The 16,496-nt window shown below is 70.5% G+C and carries 16 protein-coding genes; 6 read left to right on the top strand and 10 right to left on the bottom strand.

Going from position 1 to position 16,496, the window contains the following annotated elements; all coding sequences use genetic code 11:
• Window positions 1-9: 9 nt before the first annotated feature.
• Window positions 10-642, top strand: coding sequence for a pyroglutamyl-peptidase I (gene pcp / locus F4560_RS34465; protein ID WP_184927264.1), 633 nt, complete (start codon window positions 10-12; stop codon window positions 640-642).
• A 111-nt stretch (window positions 643-753) separates the two neighbouring features.
• On the opposite strand, the gene F4560_RS34460 is transcribed toward pcp, so the two are convergent.
• On the bottom strand, window positions 754-3,312 hold the full coding sequence (locus F4560_RS34460; RefSeq protein WP_184927262.1) for an ATP-dependent Clp protease ATP-binding subunit: 2,559 nt from the start codon (window positions 3,310-3,312) through the stop codon (window positions 754-756).
• 340 nt (window positions 3,313-3,652) lie between these two features.
• Between F4560_RS34460 and F4560_RS34455 the strand changes: the two genes are divergently transcribed.
• The gene (locus F4560_RS34455) at window positions 3,653-4,453 is read left to right on the top strand and encodes a (2Fe-2S)-binding protein (RefSeq protein ID WP_184927261.1); all 801 of its coding nucleotides are present in this window, start codon (window positions 3,653-3,655) and stop codon (window positions 4,451-4,453) included.
• Window positions 4,454-4,646: 193 nt separating this feature from the next.
• Here F4560_RS34455 and F4560_RS34450 read toward each other — a convergent pair whose 3' ends face one another.
• The 4 genes from F4560_RS34450 to F4560_RS34435 all read right to left on the bottom strand — a co-directional run bounded on the left by F4560_RS34450 (window position 4,647) and on the right by F4560_RS34435 (window position 8,086).
• Entirely contained in the window at window positions 4,647-5,441 is a 795-nt protein-coding gene (locus tag F4560_RS34450) for an ABC transporter ATP-binding protein (RefSeq protein ID WP_184927259.1), read from the bottom strand.
• The gene (locus F4560_RS34445) at window positions 5,438-6,487 is read right to left on the bottom strand and encodes a FecCD family ABC transporter permease (RefSeq protein WP_184927257.1); all 1,050 of its coding nucleotides are present in this window, start codon (window positions 6,485-6,487) and stop codon (window positions 5,438-5,440) included. The genes F4560_RS34450 and F4560_RS34445 overlap by 4 nt, the downstream gene beginning before the upstream one ends.
• Entirely contained in the window at window positions 6,484-7,473 is a 990-nt protein-coding gene (locus F4560_RS34440; protein ID WP_184927255.1) for a FecCD family ABC transporter permease, read from the bottom strand. Before F4560_RS34440 ends, F4560_RS34445 begins: the two co-directional genes overlap by 4 nt.
• A gap of 265 nt (window positions 7,474-7,738) precedes the next feature.
• Complete coding sequence (locus F4560_RS34435) at window positions 7,739-8,086, bottom strand: histone-like nucleoid-structuring protein Lsr2 (RefSeq protein WP_033443198.1); 348 nt, start codon at window positions 8,084-8,086, stop codon at window positions 7,739-7,741.
• Between the two features lie 563 nt (window positions 8,087-8,649).
• Here F4560_RS34435 and F4560_RS34430 point away from each other — a divergent pair.
• Window positions 8,650-9,408 carry a class I SAM-dependent methyltransferase gene (locus tag F4560_RS34430; RefSeq protein WP_312869642.1) on the top strand — a complete coding sequence of 253 codons (759 nt, stop codon included), beginning with the start codon at window positions 8,650-8,652 and terminating at the stop codon, window positions 9,406-9,408.
• A 124-nt stretch (window positions 9,409-9,532) separates the two neighbouring features.
• Here F4560_RS34430 and F4560_RS34425 read toward each other — a convergent pair whose 3' ends face one another.
• From F4560_RS34425 to F4560_RS34405, 5 genes are all read right to left on the bottom strand, one after another.
• Window positions 9,533-10,318: a type III pantothenate kinase gene (locus tag F4560_RS34425; RefSeq protein ID WP_184927251.1), complete on the bottom strand. Its 786-nt coding sequence runs from the start codon at window positions 10,316-10,318 to the stop codon at window positions 9,533-9,535.
• Window positions 10,319-10,355: 37 nt separating this feature from the next.
• Entirely contained in the window at window positions 10,356-10,841 is a 486-nt protein-coding gene (panD, locus tag F4560_RS34420) for an aspartate 1-decarboxylase (RefSeq protein ID WP_033443201.1), read from the bottom strand.
• 10 nt (window positions 10,842-10,851) lie between these two features.
• Entirely contained in the window at window positions 10,852-11,742 is an 891-nt protein-coding gene (gene panC / locus F4560_RS34415) for a pantoate--beta-alanine ligase (protein WP_184927249.1), read from the bottom strand.
• The gene (locus F4560_RS34410) at window positions 11,739-12,632 is read right to left on the bottom strand and encodes a Rossmann-like and DUF2520 domain-containing protein (protein ID WP_184927247.1); all 894 of its coding nucleotides are present in this window, start codon (window positions 12,630-12,632) and stop codon (window positions 11,739-11,741) included. The genes panC and F4560_RS34410 overlap by 4 nt, the downstream gene beginning before the upstream one ends.
• A gap of 90 nt (window positions 12,633-12,722) precedes the next feature.
• The gene (locus tag F4560_RS34405) at window positions 12,723-13,895 is read right to left on the bottom strand and encodes a PrsW family intramembrane metalloprotease (protein WP_376775375.1); all 1,173 of its coding nucleotides are present in this window, start codon (window positions 13,893-13,895) and stop codon (window positions 12,723-12,725) included.
• 30 nt (window positions 13,896-13,925) lie between these two features.
• On the opposite strand from F4560_RS34405, the gene F4560_RS34400 reads away from it, so the two are divergent.
• From F4560_RS34400 to F4560_RS34390, 3 genes are all read left to right on the top strand, one after another.
• On the top strand, window positions 13,926-14,837 hold the full coding sequence (locus F4560_RS34400; RefSeq protein ID WP_184927245.1) for an SAM-dependent methyltransferase: 912 nt from the start codon (window positions 13,926-13,928) through the stop codon (window positions 14,835-14,837).
• 63 nt (window positions 14,838-14,900) lie between these two features.
• Window positions 14,901-15,347 (top strand): DUF1203 domain-containing protein, encoded by a 447-nt coding sequence (locus F4560_RS34395; RefSeq protein ID WP_184927243.1) that lies wholly within the window; start codon window positions 14,901-14,903, stop codon window positions 15,345-15,347.
• Window positions 15,348-15,389: 42 nt separating this feature from the next.
• Window positions 15,390-16,451, top strand: a complete 1,062-nt coding sequence (locus F4560_RS34390) for an NADH-quinone oxidoreductase subunit D (RefSeq protein WP_184927241.1) — start codon at window positions 15,390-15,392, stop codon at window positions 16,449-16,451.
• Window positions 16,452-16,496 lie beyond the last annotated feature (45 nt).

The following is a 16,496-nucleotide window of genomic DNA, read 5'->3' as shown; positions in this document are numbered from 1 at the left end:
TCTGCCCGAGTGGACGTTTTGCTGACGGGCTTCGACCCGTTCGACGGTGAGGACACCAACCCGTCATGGGACGCGGCCGTCGCCGTGAAGCCCACCGGCTACCGACTGACGACCCTGCGCCTGCCCTGCGCTTTCGGTGATTCGATCGCCGAACTGCGCGAAGCGCTCGCCACCCGCTACTACGACCTGGTCGTGAGCGTGGGGCAGGCGGGTGGGCGGACCGACTTCACACTGGAGCGCGTCGCGGTGAACCTGGACGACGCGCGGATCCCGGACAACACGGGCGCGCAGCCCATCGACGAACCGGTGGTGCCGGGCGGACCGGCGGCCTACTTCACCGGCCTGCCGGTGAAGGCGTGCGTGGCGGCGCTCCAGGCCGAGGACATCCCGGCGTCGGTGTCGCAAACAGCGGGCACGTTCGTCTGCAACCACGTCTTCTACGGCCTGATGCACCTGGTCACGACCGAACACCCCGGCTTGCGGGCGGGGTTCGTGCACGTGCCGCTCTCGCCCGCGCAGGCCGAGGGCCGTGACCTCCCGAGCCTCCCCGTCGAAACCACCGCCAAGGCGCTGGACCTGATCATCCGGACGTCACTGAGCACGTCCGTCGACCTGCGCATCACCGCCGGCACCCTGCACTGAGCACACCACACTGAACGCCCGGCACTGAACGCCCGGCACGACCTTCAGGCAGACAACGCGAAGCGCCCCCCGGGATTCCCAGGGGGCGCTTCGACACCGTGACGTCCGGCGTCAGCCGGCTTCGACGTCCGACTCACCGCCGGAATCGCCACCGGACGACGCGAGGTCGACCGGCGGGGCGTCCGGAACGCGCATCGGCTTCGCCTCACCGCGGAACACGAAGTGCGCCTTGTCGTCGGCCTCGGACTCGCCGTCCCAGCCTTCGACGTCGGTGATGATGATCTGGCCGGCGGTGATCTCGCCGAACAGGATCTTCTCCGACAGCTGGTCCTCGATCTCGCGCTGGATCGTGCGACGCAGCGGCCGCGCGCCGAGCACCGGGTCGAACCCGCGCTTGGCCAGCAGCATCTTCGCCCGATCGGTGAGCTCGATCGCCATGTCCTTGTTCTTCAACTGCGTCTCGACGCGGGCGATCATCAAGTCCACCATCTTGATGATCTCGTCCTGGGTGAGCTGGTGGAACACGATGATGTCGTCGATCCGGTTGAGGAACTCCGGCCGGAAGTGCTTCTTCAGCTCGTCGTTGACCTTGTTCTTCATCCGCTCGTAGTTGGACGCGACGTCCTGACCCGAGGTGAAGCCCAACCCGACGGCCTTGCTGATGTCCGAGGTGCCCAGGTTCGACGTGAAGATGATCACGGTGTTCTTGAAGTCCACCGTGCGGCCCTGGCCATCGGTCAGGCGGCCGTCCTCCAACACCTGCAACAGCGTGTTGTAGACCTCCTGGTGCGCCTTCTCGATCTCGTCGAACAGCACCACCGAGAACGGCTTGCGCCGCACCTTCTCCGTGAGCTGCCCGCCCTCCTCGTAGCCGACATAACCGGGAGGGGCACCGAACAGACGCGAGGCGGTGTAGCGGTCGTGGAACTCGCCCATGTCGATCTGGATCAGGGCGTCGTCCTCGCCGAACAGGAAGTTCGCCAGCGCCTTCGACAGCTCCGTCTTACCCACACCCGACGGACCCGCGAAGATGAACGAACCCGACGGGCGCTTCGGGTCCTTCAACCCGGCCCGGGTGCGGCGGATCGCCTGGCTGACCGCCTTCACCGCGTCGACCTGGCCGATGATCCGCTTGTGCAGCTCGTCCTCCATGCGGAGCAGACGCGTGGTCTCCTCCTCGGTGAGCTTGAACACCGGGATACCGGTCCAGTTCGCCAACACCTCGGCGATCTGCTCGTCGTCCACCTCGGCGACGACGTCGAGGTCGCCGTCCTTCCACTGCTTCTCCCGCTCGGCCTTCTGGCCCAGCAGCGTCTTCTCCGCGTCCCGCAGCTTCGCCGCCCGCTCGAAGTCCTGCGCGTCGATCGCGGACTCCTTGTCCCGGCGCACGTCGGCGATCTTCTCGTCGAACTCGCGCAGGTCCGGCGGCGCGGTCATCCGGCGGATCCGCATCCGGGCCCCGGCCTCGTCGATCAGGTCGATCGCCTTGTCCGGCAGGAACCGGTCGTTGATGTACCGGTCCGCCAGCGTCGCGGCGGCCACGAGGGCGGAGTCGGTGATGGAGACGCGGTGGTGCGCCTCGTACCGGTCCCGCAGACCCTTCAGGATCTCGATCGTGTGCTCCAACGACGGCTCGCCGACCTGGATCGGCTGGAACCGGCGCTCCAACGCGGGGTCCTTCTCCACGTACTTGCGGTACTCGTCCAGCGTCGTCGCGCCGATCGTCTGCAACTCGCCCCGCGCCAGCATCGGCTTCAGGATCGAGGCCGCGTCGATCGCGCCCTCCGCCGCCCCGGCGCCGACCAGGGTGTGGATCTCGTCGATGAACAGGATGATGTCGCCGCGGGTGCGGATCTCCTTGAGCACCTTCTTCAGGCGCTCCTCGAAATCACCCCGATACCGCGAGCCGGCCACCAGCGAGCCGAGGTCGAGGGTGTAGAGCTGCTTGTCCTTCAGCGTCTCCGGCACCTCGCCCTTGACCACCATCTGGGCCAGGCCCTCGACCACCGCGGTCTTGCCCACGCCGGGCTCGCCGATCAGCACCGGGTTGTTCTTGGTGCGCCGCGACAGCACCTGCATGACCCGCTCGATCTCCTTGGTGCGCCCGATCACCGGGTCGAGCTTGCCCTCCCGCGCACTCGCGGTCAGGTTGCGCCCGAACTGGTCCAGCACCAGGGACGAGGACGGGGTGCCCTCACCGCGGCCACCGGACTCCGCCGGCTCCTTGCCACCCGAGTAGCCCGACAACAGCTGCAACACCTGCTGGCGCACCCGGTTCAGGTCCGCGCCCAGCTTCACCAGCACCTGCGCCGCGACACCCTCGCCCTCACGGATCAGGCCCAGCAGGATGTGCTCCGTGCCGATGTAGTTGTGGCCCAGCTGCAGCGCCTCGCGCAGTGACAGCTCGAGCACCTTCTTGGCGCGCGGGGTGAAGGGGATGTGGCCGGACGGGGCCTGCTGACCCTGGCCGATGATCTCCTCGACCTGCTGGCGGACGCCCTCCAGCGCGATCCCCAACGACTCCAGCGCCTTCGCGGCGACACCCTCACCCTCGTGGATCAACCCCAGGAGGATGTGTTCGGTGCCGATGTAGTTGTGGTTGAGCATCCTGGCCTCTTCCTGGGCCAGGACAACCACCCGCCTCGCGCGGTCGGTGAACCTTTCGAACATTCGCACTCCCTGACTGCTGCGCCGGCGGTCCTCGGGCTCACCCCTGGCCGACCGTCTGGCTGACCGTGGAGAGCGCGGCACCGTGGGACCACTGTAGTCGTCAGCCCCGACACTCTCAGTTCCCGATCGCAGGCAGTCGTCTTCGGGGATCTCTGACATCGGTATCAACGCGTGATCTAGCTGGCAGATTCCACGGATCGGGTGTTGTCCGCTCAACGCGAACATTCAGCCGTTCGGCGTCATCCGTGGTGACCGGGGTCACCACAGCGGTGCAAGTTAGGCCTACCTTGCTAAGGTTAGGCATACCTCAACCGAGCGACCCGACGAGGACCTTCTGGTTATGACCGTACCTGTGCGGGAGACGGAGTGCGACGCGGCGACGCCGGTCGCCGAGTCCCTTGCGGGGGTGTCGCTCTACGAGGGTTTCGAGGCGCGGTTCGGGCTGCCGGCCGATCGTGGCGACTGGGTCGTGTGCTCGGAGTACGTCGGTGAGCCCGAGCGGTTCGACGTGTGGCGCAAGCAGTTGGCCGAGTGGCTGCGCGAGCAGTACGGCGAGGCGCCGGAGCGGACCACCGCCGGGTACGTCATGACCTGGTACCTCAACGCGGTGGGCGTGCTGGGCGGGCTGCTGTTCCACAGCGCGCGGCGGGTGCCCTCGCTGCGGCCTTCCGACGTGGCGATCCGGCTGGCGCCCGAGGGGCGTCCGCACGTGGTGGGCCTGGCGCTGCTGTCGGACGAGTTCGCGTGCCTGCCGGACGATCCGGCGGCCTATCACCCGGGCGCGACCGTGGTGGCCGACGAGGCCGCGTTGGCGGCGTTGCTGAGGGCCCGTTTCGCGGCGCACAGCGCGCAGTTCGTGGGCTCGTTCGGGTCGACCGTGCGGCTGGGTCGGCGGATGCTGTGGGCGGCGGCCACGGACGCGTTGGACAGCGCGGCGTGGACGGCGGGGCAGCTGTGCGGTGACGAGACGGCGGGCGTGCTGGACGCGGCGCTGCTGCTGCCGGCGAAGCTGGACCCGTTCACTTCGGCGTCCACCCTGAAGGCCACCGAGACCGGCTGGTCCAGGCGCCGCGAGAGCTGCTGCTTCCACTACGTCCTGCCGGACGCCGCCGCCTGCTCCACCTGCCCCCGCGTCTGCTGACCCACCCGCGAGTCGAACGCTCAGGACCCGCGAGTCGAACGCTCAGGTCCCCCGAGTTCAACGCTCAGGACGCACGCGATCCGGCCTGAGCGTTGAACTCGGGGGTCCTGGAGGTTCGACACGCGGGTCCTGAAGGTTCGACACGCGGGTCCTGAAGGTTCGACACGCGGGTCCTGGAGGTTCGACTCGCGGGTTAGCGGTGGCGATGGCCGATGGGGATCACCAAGGGAGTGTCGGTGACGGGGTCCGCGACGACGCGGGCGTCCAGGCCGAAGACGTCCAGGAGGTTCGCCTCGGTCAGCACGTCCGCCGGCGAGCCCTCCACCACGATCCGGCCGTCCTTCATCGCCACCAGCCGATCCGCGTAACGGGCCGCCAGGTTGAGGTCGTGCAGGACCATCACCACGGTCCGGTCGAACTCCCGGTGCAGCCTCTGCACCAGGTCCAGCACGTCGATCTGGTGGGCCAGGTCCAGGAACGTCGTCGGCTCGTCCAGCAGCAGCAGGTCGGTCCCCTGCGCCAACGCCATCGAGATCCACGCCCGCTGCCGCTGCCCGCCGGACAGCTCGTCCACGGTCCGGTCGGCCAACGCCTCCATGCCGGTCATCTCCAGCGCCGACGCCACCGCCGCCTCGTCCTCCGGCGACCACTGCCGGTACCAGGCCTGGTGCGGGTGCCGGCCGCGCGCGACCAGCTCCGCCACGGTCAGCCCCTCGGGCGCCTGCGGCGACTGCGGCAGCATCGCCAGCACCTTCGCCACCTCACGGGTCGGCGTCCGGTCGATGCGCTTGCCGTCCAGCACCACCGCCCCGGACCGGGCCGGCAGCAGACGTCCGAGCGCCCGCAGCAACGTCGACTTGCCGCACCCGTTGGGCCCGATCACCGCCGTCACCGAACCGGACAGCACGTCCAGGTCCAGCCCGGACACCACCAGCCGCTCCCCGTACCCGACGGACAGCGACTGGGCCTGGAGCCGAACAGCGGTCATACCCGTGCCTCCCGGCGACTGCGGACGAGCAGGTACATCAGATAAGGCGCGCCGAGCACGGCCGTCACCACGCCGACTGGCAGCTCGAACCCGCCGAACGCCAGCCGCGCGACCAGGTCCGACACCACCACCAGAAGCCCGCCGACCACCGCCGACCCGAGCAACGGCGGCGTGGCGGTGCCGGCCAGCCGCAGCGCGATCTGCGGTGACGCCAGCGCCACGAACGCGACCGGACCGGCGGCGGCCGTCGCCACGGCGGCCAGCACGACCGCGAGCAGCAACATCACGCTTCGCGCGCCGTTCAGCCGCACCCCGAGCCCGCGCGCGGTGTCGTCGTCGAACTGGAGCGCGCCCAGCAGCCGTGCCCCGACGAGCACCGCCGGGATCAGCAACGCCAACGCCAACCCGACCGGCACGACGTGCTCCCACCCGCGCCCGTTCAGGCTCCCGGTGATCCACACCATCACCCGCGACGCGTCCGTGACGTCGCCCACGGTCAGCAGGTAGTGGGTGAAGTTGCTCGCCACCGCCGAGACGCCGATGCCCACCAGCACCAGCCGGAACCCCTCGATCCCCCGCCGCCACGCCAGCCCGTAGACCAACAGCCCGGCGAGCAGCCCTCCGGCCAGGCTGGCCAACGGCACCCCGACCTCCGCCATCGTCCCGCCGACCACGCCCAGCGACCCGCCGAACGTGATCACGCAGACCGCCCCGGCCCCCGCGCCCCACGTCACGCCGAGGATGTCCGGACTCGCCAGCGGATTGCGCGCGATCGACTGGAACACCGCCCCCGCGATGCCGAGCGCCGCGCCGACGAACACGCCCGTCAACGCCCTGGGCAGCCGCAGGTCGAGCACGATGAACCGCTGCCCGCGCGGCCCGCCGCCCATCAGCACGTCGAACACCTGCCCCAGCGGGATCGGGAAGTCGCCGCGCGCCACGCTCACCGCCGCCGCGAGCGCCAACAGCCCCAGCCCGACGACCACCACGGCGAACGGCCGCCACCGCAGCGCTCCCGACACCGGCCCCAGCCGGAACCCCCTCACAGCTTCACCAGCTTCCGCCGCCGCACCAGGGCGACGAAGAACGGCGCGCCGACCAGGGCCATCACGACGCCGACCTCCAGTTCGCCGGGCCGCGCCACCACCCGTCCGACGACGTCCGCGACCAGCAGCACGATCGCGCCGATCACCGCCGAGAACGGCAGCAGCCACCGGTAGTCCGGGCCGGTCAACGCGCGTGCCGCGTGCGGCACGACCAGCCCGAGGAACCCGATCGGCCCGCACACCGCCACCGCGCCACCCACCAGCAAGGTGATCGCCACGACCCCGACGACCCTGGTCAACGCCACCCGCTGCCCGAGCGACCGGGCCACGTCGTCACCGAGCGCCAGCGCGTTCAGCCCGACCGCGTTGACCGCCGCCAGCACCAGCCCCAGCAGCAGGAACGGCAGCACCTGCCACAGCACCGCGACGTCACGCCCCGCGATCCCGCCGACCTGCCAGAACCGGAACGCGTCCAGGCTCTGCCGGTCCAGCAGCACCAGCGCGGACACCAGCCCGTGCATGAGCGCGCTCACCGCCGCACCCGCCAGCGCCAACGTCACCGGCGTCGGCCCGGACCGCCCCGACCCCAGCAGGAACACCACGACGCTCGCCACCAGCGCGCCGGCGAACGCGAACCACACGTACCCGTAGAGGCTGGTAACACCCAACGTGAAGATCGACAGGACGACGGCGAAAGCAGCGCCCTGGGTGACGCCGAGTATGCCCGGATCGGCCAGCGGATTGCGGGTGTGGCCCTGCATCAACGCGCCGCCGACGCCCAGCGCGATGCCCACGGCGACGCCGAGCAGCGTGCGCGGCACCCGCAACTCGCGGACGACGATGTCGTTCTCCAGCCCGGTCGGTGCGGTCAGCGCGTACCAGACGTCACCGAGCGGGATGGGCTTCGCGCCGATGGCGACACTGGCGAGGGCGACCAGCACGAGGAGCCCGACGAGCAGCAGCAGGCGGGTGGTGCGGAGGGCCAAAGTGCTGCTCCTCCCACGGCGACCCGAATCGGTGAGGTAAGCCTAACCGAACACTGTCAGGTCACCGCCCGGCACGCTCCGTGCCGGCGATCGGTCCGAGCGAAACTCACGAACACCCGCACACTCTGTGAAAAGGATCTTCATTTCAGGGGTTGCCCCGCGCGGACCCCGGCCGAAAAACAACCAAGGGGCGCCGGAGAATCCCGGCGCCCCTTCGTCGATTGACGTAATTGCCCGTGACCTGGGCCACGGGCAATGACTCCCGTCAGCCCTGCTGGTGGTAAGCCTCCAGCACCTCGGCCGGGATGCGACCGCGATCGGACACCTTCATGCCCTGCTTGCGCGCCCACTCCCGAATGGCCTGGTTCTGCTCACGATCCGCCGAAGCGGGACGAGCTGCCTTCACACCGGCCGGACGACCCGGGCCGCGCTTGCGGCCACCCGCCTTGCGGGCACTGGCGACGAAGTCGGCGAGAGCGTCGCGGAGCCTGCCCGCATTGCCCGCGGAAAGGTCGATCTCGTAGGACACACCGTCCAATCCGAAGCCGACCGTCTCCTCAGCCTTCCCACCGTCCAGGTCATCGACCAGGGTCACGGTGACCTTCTGCGCCATGCGTATCCTCCTGGACTCGAATGCGCGGTGTTCCCCGACCGCGACCTAAAGCATTGGCGAGTGCAGGTTAGCGCACAACTCCCGGAATGCGCCGCCTGGAGTCCTAGAAGTTACTCATTCAGGGCGAACGGGGGTGAACGGGGGTGAACGGGATCCGCTACCCGATACCGACACGCGCGAGCGCCATCAGCGCCGCGCCGATGCCCATTCACGCCACCGCGGTGGCATTCCGTACCGTGGCGATCGCAGAAAGTCTTCATCGACCGACCACCGCGCCGAGGGTGAACTGCGAGGTCGACACCGTGGTTTCGCACGTGACTTGTTCACCGACCAGGTCGGACAACGAGTCGTGTTGCCCGATGGGGCATGCCCGGCCTACGCAACTTCTTCGCCGCCATCGTCCGCTGTCCGCCTCCGGTCCCGATCCGCCTCACCCGCTCGCGGGGACCGTCCCCGGTCGCGGATCCGGAGACGGGAACCGGACCCGGGCTGTGCGCGCACAAGAGGAAGAGTACGGAAAGACCACTCGGGAAAACGAACCGGATCTCACTAGGCTCTGGGTGGTGACCGGAGATGACTTGCGGGCCCGGCGGGCGAACTCCTTCGGAGCGCACGCCTCGGCTTACGCGGAACACCGACCGGACTACCCGATCCCGGCCGTCCGCTGGGCGCTGGAGCCACTGGGCGAGGGGCCGCACGACGTGCTGGACCTCGGCGCGGGCACCGGAAAGCTGACCGGCGGTCTGGTCGCCGAGGGCCACCACGTGACGGCCGTCGAACCGGACGAGTCGATGCTCTCGGAGCTGGTGCGGCACCACGGTTCGGTGCGCGCCCTGCCCGGCAGCGCGGAGCGGATCCCGGTGCCGGACGGCACGGTGGACGCGGTGGTGGTCGGGCAGGCGTTCCACTGGTTCGACCCCGTACGGGCGCTGCCGGAGATCGGGCGCGTGCTGCGGCCGGGCGGTGTGCTGGCCGCGTTGTGGAACGACTACGACAACTCGGTGCCGTGGGTGGCGGATTTCGTCCAGGCCGCCCACTCCACGGTCAGCACGCAGGACGAGCTGGCTTACGACCCGCTGACCGAGCACGAGCTGTTCACGGACCCGGCGCACGCCACGTTCAAGCACGTGCACCGGCGCACCTCGGAGTCCCTGGTGGCAATGGTCAACACCCACTCGCACGCGCTGGTGATCCCGGACGGCGAACGGGCCGAGCTGAACGCGCGGATGCGCGCGTTCCTCAAGTCCCGCCCCGAAACCGCCGACGGCGAGTTCGACCTCCCCCTGACGACGTACGTGAAACGGCTCAGGCGCGCCACCTGACCGCGAGGTCGCGTCGATCGTTCGCGCCCGATTTTCGGGCGATCACGCATTCCGATCGTCGGAAAATCGGGCGCGAACGATCGACTTCCAGGCGACCGAGCCGCCGTCTGCGGAGCAGCGGCCATCAAGCACGGTTGCGTTCGAACACCAAGCGCAGGCCCAACAGGGTCAGGTCCGGCACGTGCGAATGGATGGTGGCCGACTCGGTCACCACCAGTGGCGCGAGACCGCCGGTCGCGATCACCGTGACCGGGCCTGGCTCGCTGAGCTGGAGTTCGTCCACGATCCGGCGCACCAGGCCGTCCACCTGGCCGACGAACCCGTAGACGATGCCGGACTGGAGGCATTCCACGGTGTTCTTGCCGATCACCGAGCGGGGCCGGACGAGTTCGACCTTCCGAAGCTGCGCGGCGCGCGCGGCCAGCGCGTCCACCGAGATCTCGATGCCGGGCGCCAGCGCGCCGCCCAGGAACTCGCCCTTGGCCGAGATCACGTCGAGGTTCGTGGACGTGCCGAAGTCGACCACGACGCACGCCGTGCTGTGCAGGTGGTGCGCGGCCAACGTGTTGATCACGCGGTCCGAGCCCACCTCCTTGGGGTTGTCCACGAGCAGCGGCACGCCGGTCCGCACGCCCGGTTCGACCAGCACCTTCGGCACGTTGGAGTAGTAGCGGCCCAGCATCACGCGCAGCTCGCGCAGCACCGCGGGCACGGTGGACAGCGCCGAGATGCCGGTGATCTTGTCGGCGTACTCGCCGAGCAGACCGCGCATGGTCAGCGCCAGCTCGTCGGCCGTCATCCGGGCGTCGGTCCGCATCCGCCAGTCGCGGACCAGCGCCGCGGCGGCTCCCGTGCCGTCGTAGAGGCCCAGGACGATGTTGGTGTTGCCGACGTCGATGGCGAGCAGCACTGCGGGTCTCCCCTTGTTCTCGGCCTGGTTTCTCGGCCTACTGGTCCTCGGCCTGGATCAACGCGTCCAGCGCCGCCGCGTCCTCGGTCTCCGCCGCCACCGCCTCCGGCTGCGCGGTCGTGGACCCGTTCACCAGCCCCGAACCCTCGGGCGCGTGCGCCGGGTCCGCGCCGAGCTCGACCACCTTGTTGTCGGCGTCGACGAAGACCACCTTCGGTTCGTACTCTCGCGCCTCGGCGTCGTCCATCTGCCCGTACGCGATGAGGATCACCAGGTCACCGGGCTTGACGAGGTGCGCCGCCGCGCCGTTGATGCCGATCACGCCGGTGCCGCGGTCGCCGGGGATGACGTAGGTCTCCAGCCGTGCGCCGTTCGTCACGTCCACGATCGCGACCTGCTCGCCGGCCAGCAGGTCGGCGGCCTCCATCAGGTCCTCGTCCACCGTGACCGAGCCGACGTAGTGCAGGTCGGCCTGGGTGACGGTGGCCCGGTGGATCTTCGACTTGAGCATGGTGCGGAACATCGCGGTCCCCTTACTCGTCACCGGTGCCGAGCAGCACGGCGGTGTTGTCGATCAGTCGGGTGGAGCCGACGCGGGCGGCCACCAGCAGGCGGGCGTCGCCGTTCTCCGGCGCCGGACCGAGGTCGGGCGCGCGCAGCTCCAGGTAGTCGAGGTCGACGCCGGGCACCGCGGCGAGGGTGTCGCGCGCGGCCTTCAGCACGGCGTCCGCGCCCTGGCCGCTGACGTACGCGCCCGCCACCAGCGCGGCGGACAACGCGGTCGCGGCGGAACGCTCCGCTTCGGACAGGTAGCGGTTGCGGGAGGACAGCGCCAGGCCGTCCGGCTCGCGCACGGTCGGCACGCCGACCACGTCCAGCGGGAAGTTCAGGTCGCGGGCCATCCGGTGGATCAGCGTGAGCTGCTGGTAGTCCTTCTCCCCGAACACCGCGTACGTCGGCTGCACGATGTTGAACAGCTTGGCCACCACGGACAGCACGCCGGTGAAGTGGCCGGGCCTGGTCGTGCCCTCCAGCTCGTCGCCGAGCGGGCCGGGGTCGACGGTGACGGTGCCGCCGGGCGGGTACATGTCGTCCACCGACGGCGCGAACACGATGCCGGCGCGTTCCGCCCGGCAGATGTCCACATCGGACTCCAGGCTGCGCGGGTAGCGCTCGAAGTCCTCGTTCGGGCCGAACTGGCGCGGGTTCACGAAGACGGACACGACGACCACGGTGTTCTGCATGACGTGGGCTTCGCGGATCAACTGGCGGTGGCCCTCGTGCAGCGCGCCCATCGTCGGCACCAGGGCGATGTTGCGACCCGCCGCCTTCAACGCCCTCGTGACGCGGCGCAGCCGGTCCGGGTCGCGGTGCACCGTCACGTCGTTCGGCGCGTAGTCGTCCTTGGTGAGCGGCTTGGTCATGCCTGTTCCTCGTCGAGAGTGGTGCGGACGTCGGACGCCAGTTCGGGCTTGAGCAGTCCGGCGGCCTGTGCGCGCGCCGCGGTGCGGAGCGCGAGAACCCGGTACGCGGGCAGGGTGTCCTGGTCGGCGAGCACCGCCAGGTGCTTGGCCACGGTGCCCACGTCGCCGCGTGCCACGGGGCCGGTGAGCGCCCGGTCGCCGTGCCGCAGGGCGTTGTCCAGCGCGGCGGAGAGCAGCGGGCCGAGCATCCGTTCGGCGTCCGCGATGCCCGCGCCGCGCAGCAGGTCCGCGCAGTCGGCGACCAGGGTGATCAGGTGGTTCGCGCCGTGCGCCAGGGCGGCGTGGTAGAGCGGGCGTGCGGCTTCGGGGATGCGCACCGGTTCGGCGGACATCTCCACCACCAGCGCCTCGCCCACGTTCCAGGCGATCTCGTCGCCGTCGGCCGCGGTGACGCCGACCGAGCAGGCGTTCATCCGCTGCACGTCCTCGGCGCGGCCGGTGAACGTCATGACGGGGTGCAGCGCCACGCACAGCGCGCCCAGCTCGGCGGCGGGCCGCAGCACGGCGACACCCTGCGCTCCGCTCGTGTGCACGACGATCTGGCCGGCACGCAGCGAACCGGTGGCGACGAGGCCGCGGACCAGGCCCGGCAGCTCGTCGTCTGGCACGGCCAGCAGCACGAGGTCGGCGGCGGCGGCGACCTCCGGCGGCGGCAGCACGGGGACGTCCGGCAGCAGGTCTTCGGCGCGGCGCAGCGAGTCGCGGGAGACGGCCGAGACGGCGCGCACGGCGTGTCCCGCCCTGGCCAGCGCGGCGCCCAGCACCGAACCGACCCGACCGGCCGAGATCACTCCCACGGCCAGCCGCGCGGGGCGGGGGGTCGCGTCCATGCGACGTACTCCTTCGGGCGGCGTTCCAGTCCCTTGGGGTGGGTACCGGACGACGGCCGCGAGCGTAATCCGGTGGGTTGGGGTGGGCCCTCAACTGCGACGAACGCCACCCGCGGCCTTCAGCGCACCGGGCGCGTCGACGGCCGCCTGACGTGCGGCGACGAGTGCTTCGAGCAGCTTCGAGTGACGTTCGTCGGCGTCGTGGCCGGCGGTCCCGTTGGCGATGCGGTGCCGCAGGAACGCCAGTTCGGTGGCCGCGATCTGGTAGCCCGCGACCGCCTTGGCCGCCTCCTCGCCGACCCTGCGCCGCACCGTGCGCCGCCAGCGGCTGCGGCCCTGGAGGCTGGCCAGGAGGGTGACCTCGCTGGACGCGATCCACTTCTGCGCGGCCATGTGCGGCAGTTGGCCCGCGACGATCCGCTGCTCGCGGCGGCGCTGCCAGACCACCATCAGGACCATGCCGGCGAAGATCGGCACCATGATCAGGAAGTACAGGTTGATGAAGGTCGAGCCGGTGCCGACGGTGGTGGAGAAGTTCCACAGCGAGTGCAGGCCGGCCGCGGCGAGGTAGCCGAGGATCGGCGCGGCGATCCGCAGCTTCCGGTTCGTGGTGATGGTGGCGATGCCGATCCCGACACCGGTCATCGACGTGAACAGCGGGTGCGCGAACGGCGAGAGCACTCCACGCAGGATGAACAGCGCGATCACGCCGCTGCTCAGGTCGCCGAACCCGCTGTCGGAGAAGACGCGGGCGAAGTACCAGATGTTCTCGGTGAACGCGAAGCCGGCGGCCGTCACGCCCGCGTAGACCACGCCGTCCACCACGCCGTCGAACTCCTGCCGTCGACGCAGGAACAGCACCACGATGAACGCCGCCTTCGCGGCCTCCTCGGTGATCGGGGCGCCGACCACGGCGGCGAACATGCTGCCGTCACCGCCGTCGATCAGCTGGCCGAGCACGTGCGCGGTCTGGTTGAACACCAGGGACGTGATCGTCGCGCCGCACGCGCCCCATAAGAAGGCCAGCAGCAGGATCTTCGCCGGCTCCGGCTCCCAGCGGTCGACCCACAGGTAGGCGCCGATCACGCCGACGACGGGCACCAGCGCGGCGAGCGCGCCGACCAGGATGGGCAGCAGGCCGACGCTGCTCGTGCCGAGGCCCAGGAGCACCAGCCCGCACACACCCAGCGCGATCAGGCCCACCACCGGGAGCAGCACGGTCCAGCGCTGCTGGTCGGCGCGCTTGCGGGCGGGAGTGGTCACGGGGAGCAACCTTAAAGGGACACTTGACTGATGGTGGACTCGGAAGCCCTGTGGCGGAAGGCGTTGTACGGGCCGTCGGGGTTCTTCACCCGAGGCGCGGTGCCCGCCGACCACTTCCGCACCGCGCCCCTGGTGGGCCCTGAGCTGGCGGAAGCGCTGCTCGTGCTGCTCGATCGGGTGGACTTCGGCCTGGGACGTCCCGCACGGCTGGACTTCGTGGACGTGGGCGCGGGCGGCGGGGAGCTGTCGGCGACGGTGCGGTCGATGGCTTCGGGGTCGTTGGCGGCGCGGTTGGCGGTGACGGCGGTGGACGTGGGGCCTTCGCGGTCGGTGCCGGGCGTGCGGTGGACGTCGTCGCTGCCGTCGTCGGTGTGCGGGTTGTTGGTGGGGCACGAATGGCTGGACGCGGTGCCCTGCCCGTTGGTCACGGGGCCCTTGTCCGATCCCTGGCTGGACCGGTGGTGGCCGGTGGGTGCGGGCGAGCAGGCGGAGGTGGGTGCGCCGAGGGACGCGGTTTGGGCGGACGCGGTGTCGCGGGTGCGCGGGGCGGCGTTGGCGATCGACTACGGGCACGTGCTGGCCGACCGGGAGGCGGGGCGGTACGCGTCCGGGACGTTCGCGGCGTACCGGGACGGTCGGCGGGTGGAGCCGGTGTTCGACGGGAGCTGCGACCTGACCGCCCACGTCGCGCTGGACGCGTGCGCGGCGGCGGCCGGGGGTGACTGGGTGCTGGTGTCGCAACGGGATGCGTTGGCGGCTCTGGGGATGGTCGGCACGGTGGACGCCGGTGTCGGGTTGGAGTGGTTGACGGCGGCCGAAAGGGCGTCACGGATCGCGGAACTGCGGGCGGAAGGCGGGCTGGGCTCGTTCGGCTGGCTCCTGCACGGGATGGACGTTCCGGTGTCGTCCTTGCTCCCGCCTTTGCCCCCGTGGCGGCCCTGACCGCCATTAAGAGGGCCGAAGACCGCCGGCGGAGCGGGACGGTTCCGGACAAGGGTCGTGGGCATGAGAATCCATGCCCTTCCGGCCGATGTCCTGGACCGTGCGCGCAAGCAGGCAGGGACCGATGAGCACCACGAGTCGCACGCGGAATCTGGTGGTGCGCCACTGCGTTGCTGCTTGCGCAAAGCCGAAGCCGGCGAACCGTTGATCCTTTTCCGCTACACCCCCACAGCCGGCGTCGGACCGTACGAGGAAGTGGGGCCGGTGTTCGCGCACGCCGAACCGTGCGATGGCCTGGAGAGCACCGCGGAGTTCCCGGAAGCGTTCCGCCACGCGGCGCGAACCCTCCGCGCCTACACCGCCGAAGGCCGCATCCACGACGGCGAAATCGCCCAGCCGGAAACCCTGGACGACCGCCTCACCGCATTGCTCGACAATCCGGAGGTGGCCGAAATCCAGGTCCGCAGCGTTTCCCACGGCTGCTTTCTGTTCGCCGTCACACGCGATTAACCCTCACGTCCGGTGACGGCGCCACCGTGCGAGCATGAACAGGTGGAGATCACCGTTGGCGTTGGCGCCGGTGCGCGGCACCTCGGGGTGGACCGGGTGGTCGACCTCGGCCCCCTGCACCCGTCGGCGCACGGCGCGTACCGGTTGCGGTTGACGGTCCGGGACGAGGTCATCACCGCCGCCGAACCGCTGGTCGGGCACCTGCACCGGGGCGCGGAGAAGCTGTTCGAGGTGCGCGACTACCGGCAGGTCCTCACGCTCGCCAACCGGCACGACTGGCTGGCCGCGTTCTGCAACGAACTGGCCGTCGCCCTGGCCGTCGAGCGGATGACCGGCATGGACGTCCCGCCCCGCGCCCAGGCCCTGCGCGTCCTGCTGTGCGAGCTCAACCGGATCATGGCGCACCTGGTGTTCCTCGCGCCGCTCACCGGCGCGCGCGACCGTGACGCGGTGCAGGCCGTGCTGGAGGAAGCGTCCGGCGGCCGGATCCACTTCATGTTCAACCGGATCGGCGGCCTGCGCGAGGACGTCCCGGCCGGCTGGACCGACCGGGTGCGCGAGGTTCTGTCCACTGTGGACCCCGGTGAGGCGCCGGCGGGCCTGGCCGGTCTCGGGGTGCTGACGCGGGACGCCGCGCTCGCGTTCGGTGTCACCGGTCCGATCGGCCGGGCGTCCGGGGTCGACTTCGACCTGCGCCGCGACGACCCGCTGCCCGGCTACCGGGACCTCGACGTGCGTCCGGTCGTTCGGACCGAGGGTGACGCGCTTGCCCGCGTGCGCGGCATGGCGGACGAGGTCCACCAGTCCATCGCGCTCGCCCGCCAGTGCCTGGACCGGCTGCCGACCGGGCCGGTGAACGTGCGCCTGCCCAAGGCCGTCAAGGCGCCGGAGGGTTCGGTCTACACGTGGGTCGAGGCGCCGTTGGGCACGTCCGGCGTCCACCTGGCGTCACGGGGCGAGAAGACGCCGTGGCGGCTGAAGCTGCGGACGCCGTCGTTCAACAACGTCCAGGCGCTGTCCGCGCTGCTGCCGGGCACGAAGGTGGCGGACCTGCCCGCGGTGCTCGGGTCGTTCGCCGTGGTCGTCGGGGACATCGACAAGTAGCCGACATCGACAAGTAGCCGCTTCGAGTCGAGCAGACGTCTCGGG

Origin of the sequence: Saccharothrix ecbatanensis (assembly GCF_014205015.1) — a bacterium.
Taxonomy (GTDB): domain Bacteria; phylum Actinomycetota; class Actinomycetes; order Mycobacteriales; family Pseudonocardiaceae; genus Actinosynnema; species Actinosynnema ecbatanense.
Note: the sequence above shows the minus strand (reverse complement) of the source record. Positions and strands in the feature narration are given on the sequence as shown.

Excerpts from the sequence above, each read along its gene's own strand:
- panC (WP_184927249.1), bottom strand. The coding sequence starts at position 11,742 with ATGACCAAGCCGCTCACCAAGGACGACTACGCGCCGAACGACGTGACG.
- F4560_RS34400 (WP_184927245.1), top strand. The coding sequence starts at position 13,926 with ATGGTGGACTCGGAAGCCCTGTGGCGGAAGGCGTTGTACGGGCCGTCG.
- panD (WP_033443201.1), bottom strand. The coding sequence starts at position 10,841 with ATGTTCCGCACCATGCTCAAGTCGAAGATCCACCGGGCCACCGTCACC.
- F4560_RS34450 (WP_184927259.1), bottom strand. The coding sequence starts at position 5,441 with ATGACCGCTGTTCGGCTCCAGGCCCAGTCGCTGTCCGTCGGGTACGGG.
- F4560_RS34460 (WP_184927262.1), bottom strand. The coding sequence starts at position 3,312 with ATGTTCGAAAGGTTCACCGACCGCGCGAGGCGGGTGGTTGTCCTGGCC.
- F4560_RS34455 (WP_184927261.1), top strand. The coding sequence starts at position 3,653 with ATGACCGTACCTGTGCGGGAGACGGAGTGCGACGCGGCGACGCCGGTC.
- F4560_RS34435 (WP_033443198.1), bottom strand. The coding sequence starts at position 8,086 with ATGGCGCAGAAGGTCACCGTGACCCTGGTCGATGACCTGGACGGTGGG.
- F4560_RS34410 (WP_184927247.1), bottom strand. The coding sequence starts at position 12,632 with ATGGACGCGACCCCCCGCCCCGCGCGGCTGGCCGTGGGAGTGATCTCG.
- F4560_RS34395 (WP_184927243.1), top strand. The coding sequence starts at position 14,901 with ATGAGAATCCATGCCCTTCCGGCCGATGTCCTGGACCGTGCGCGCAAG.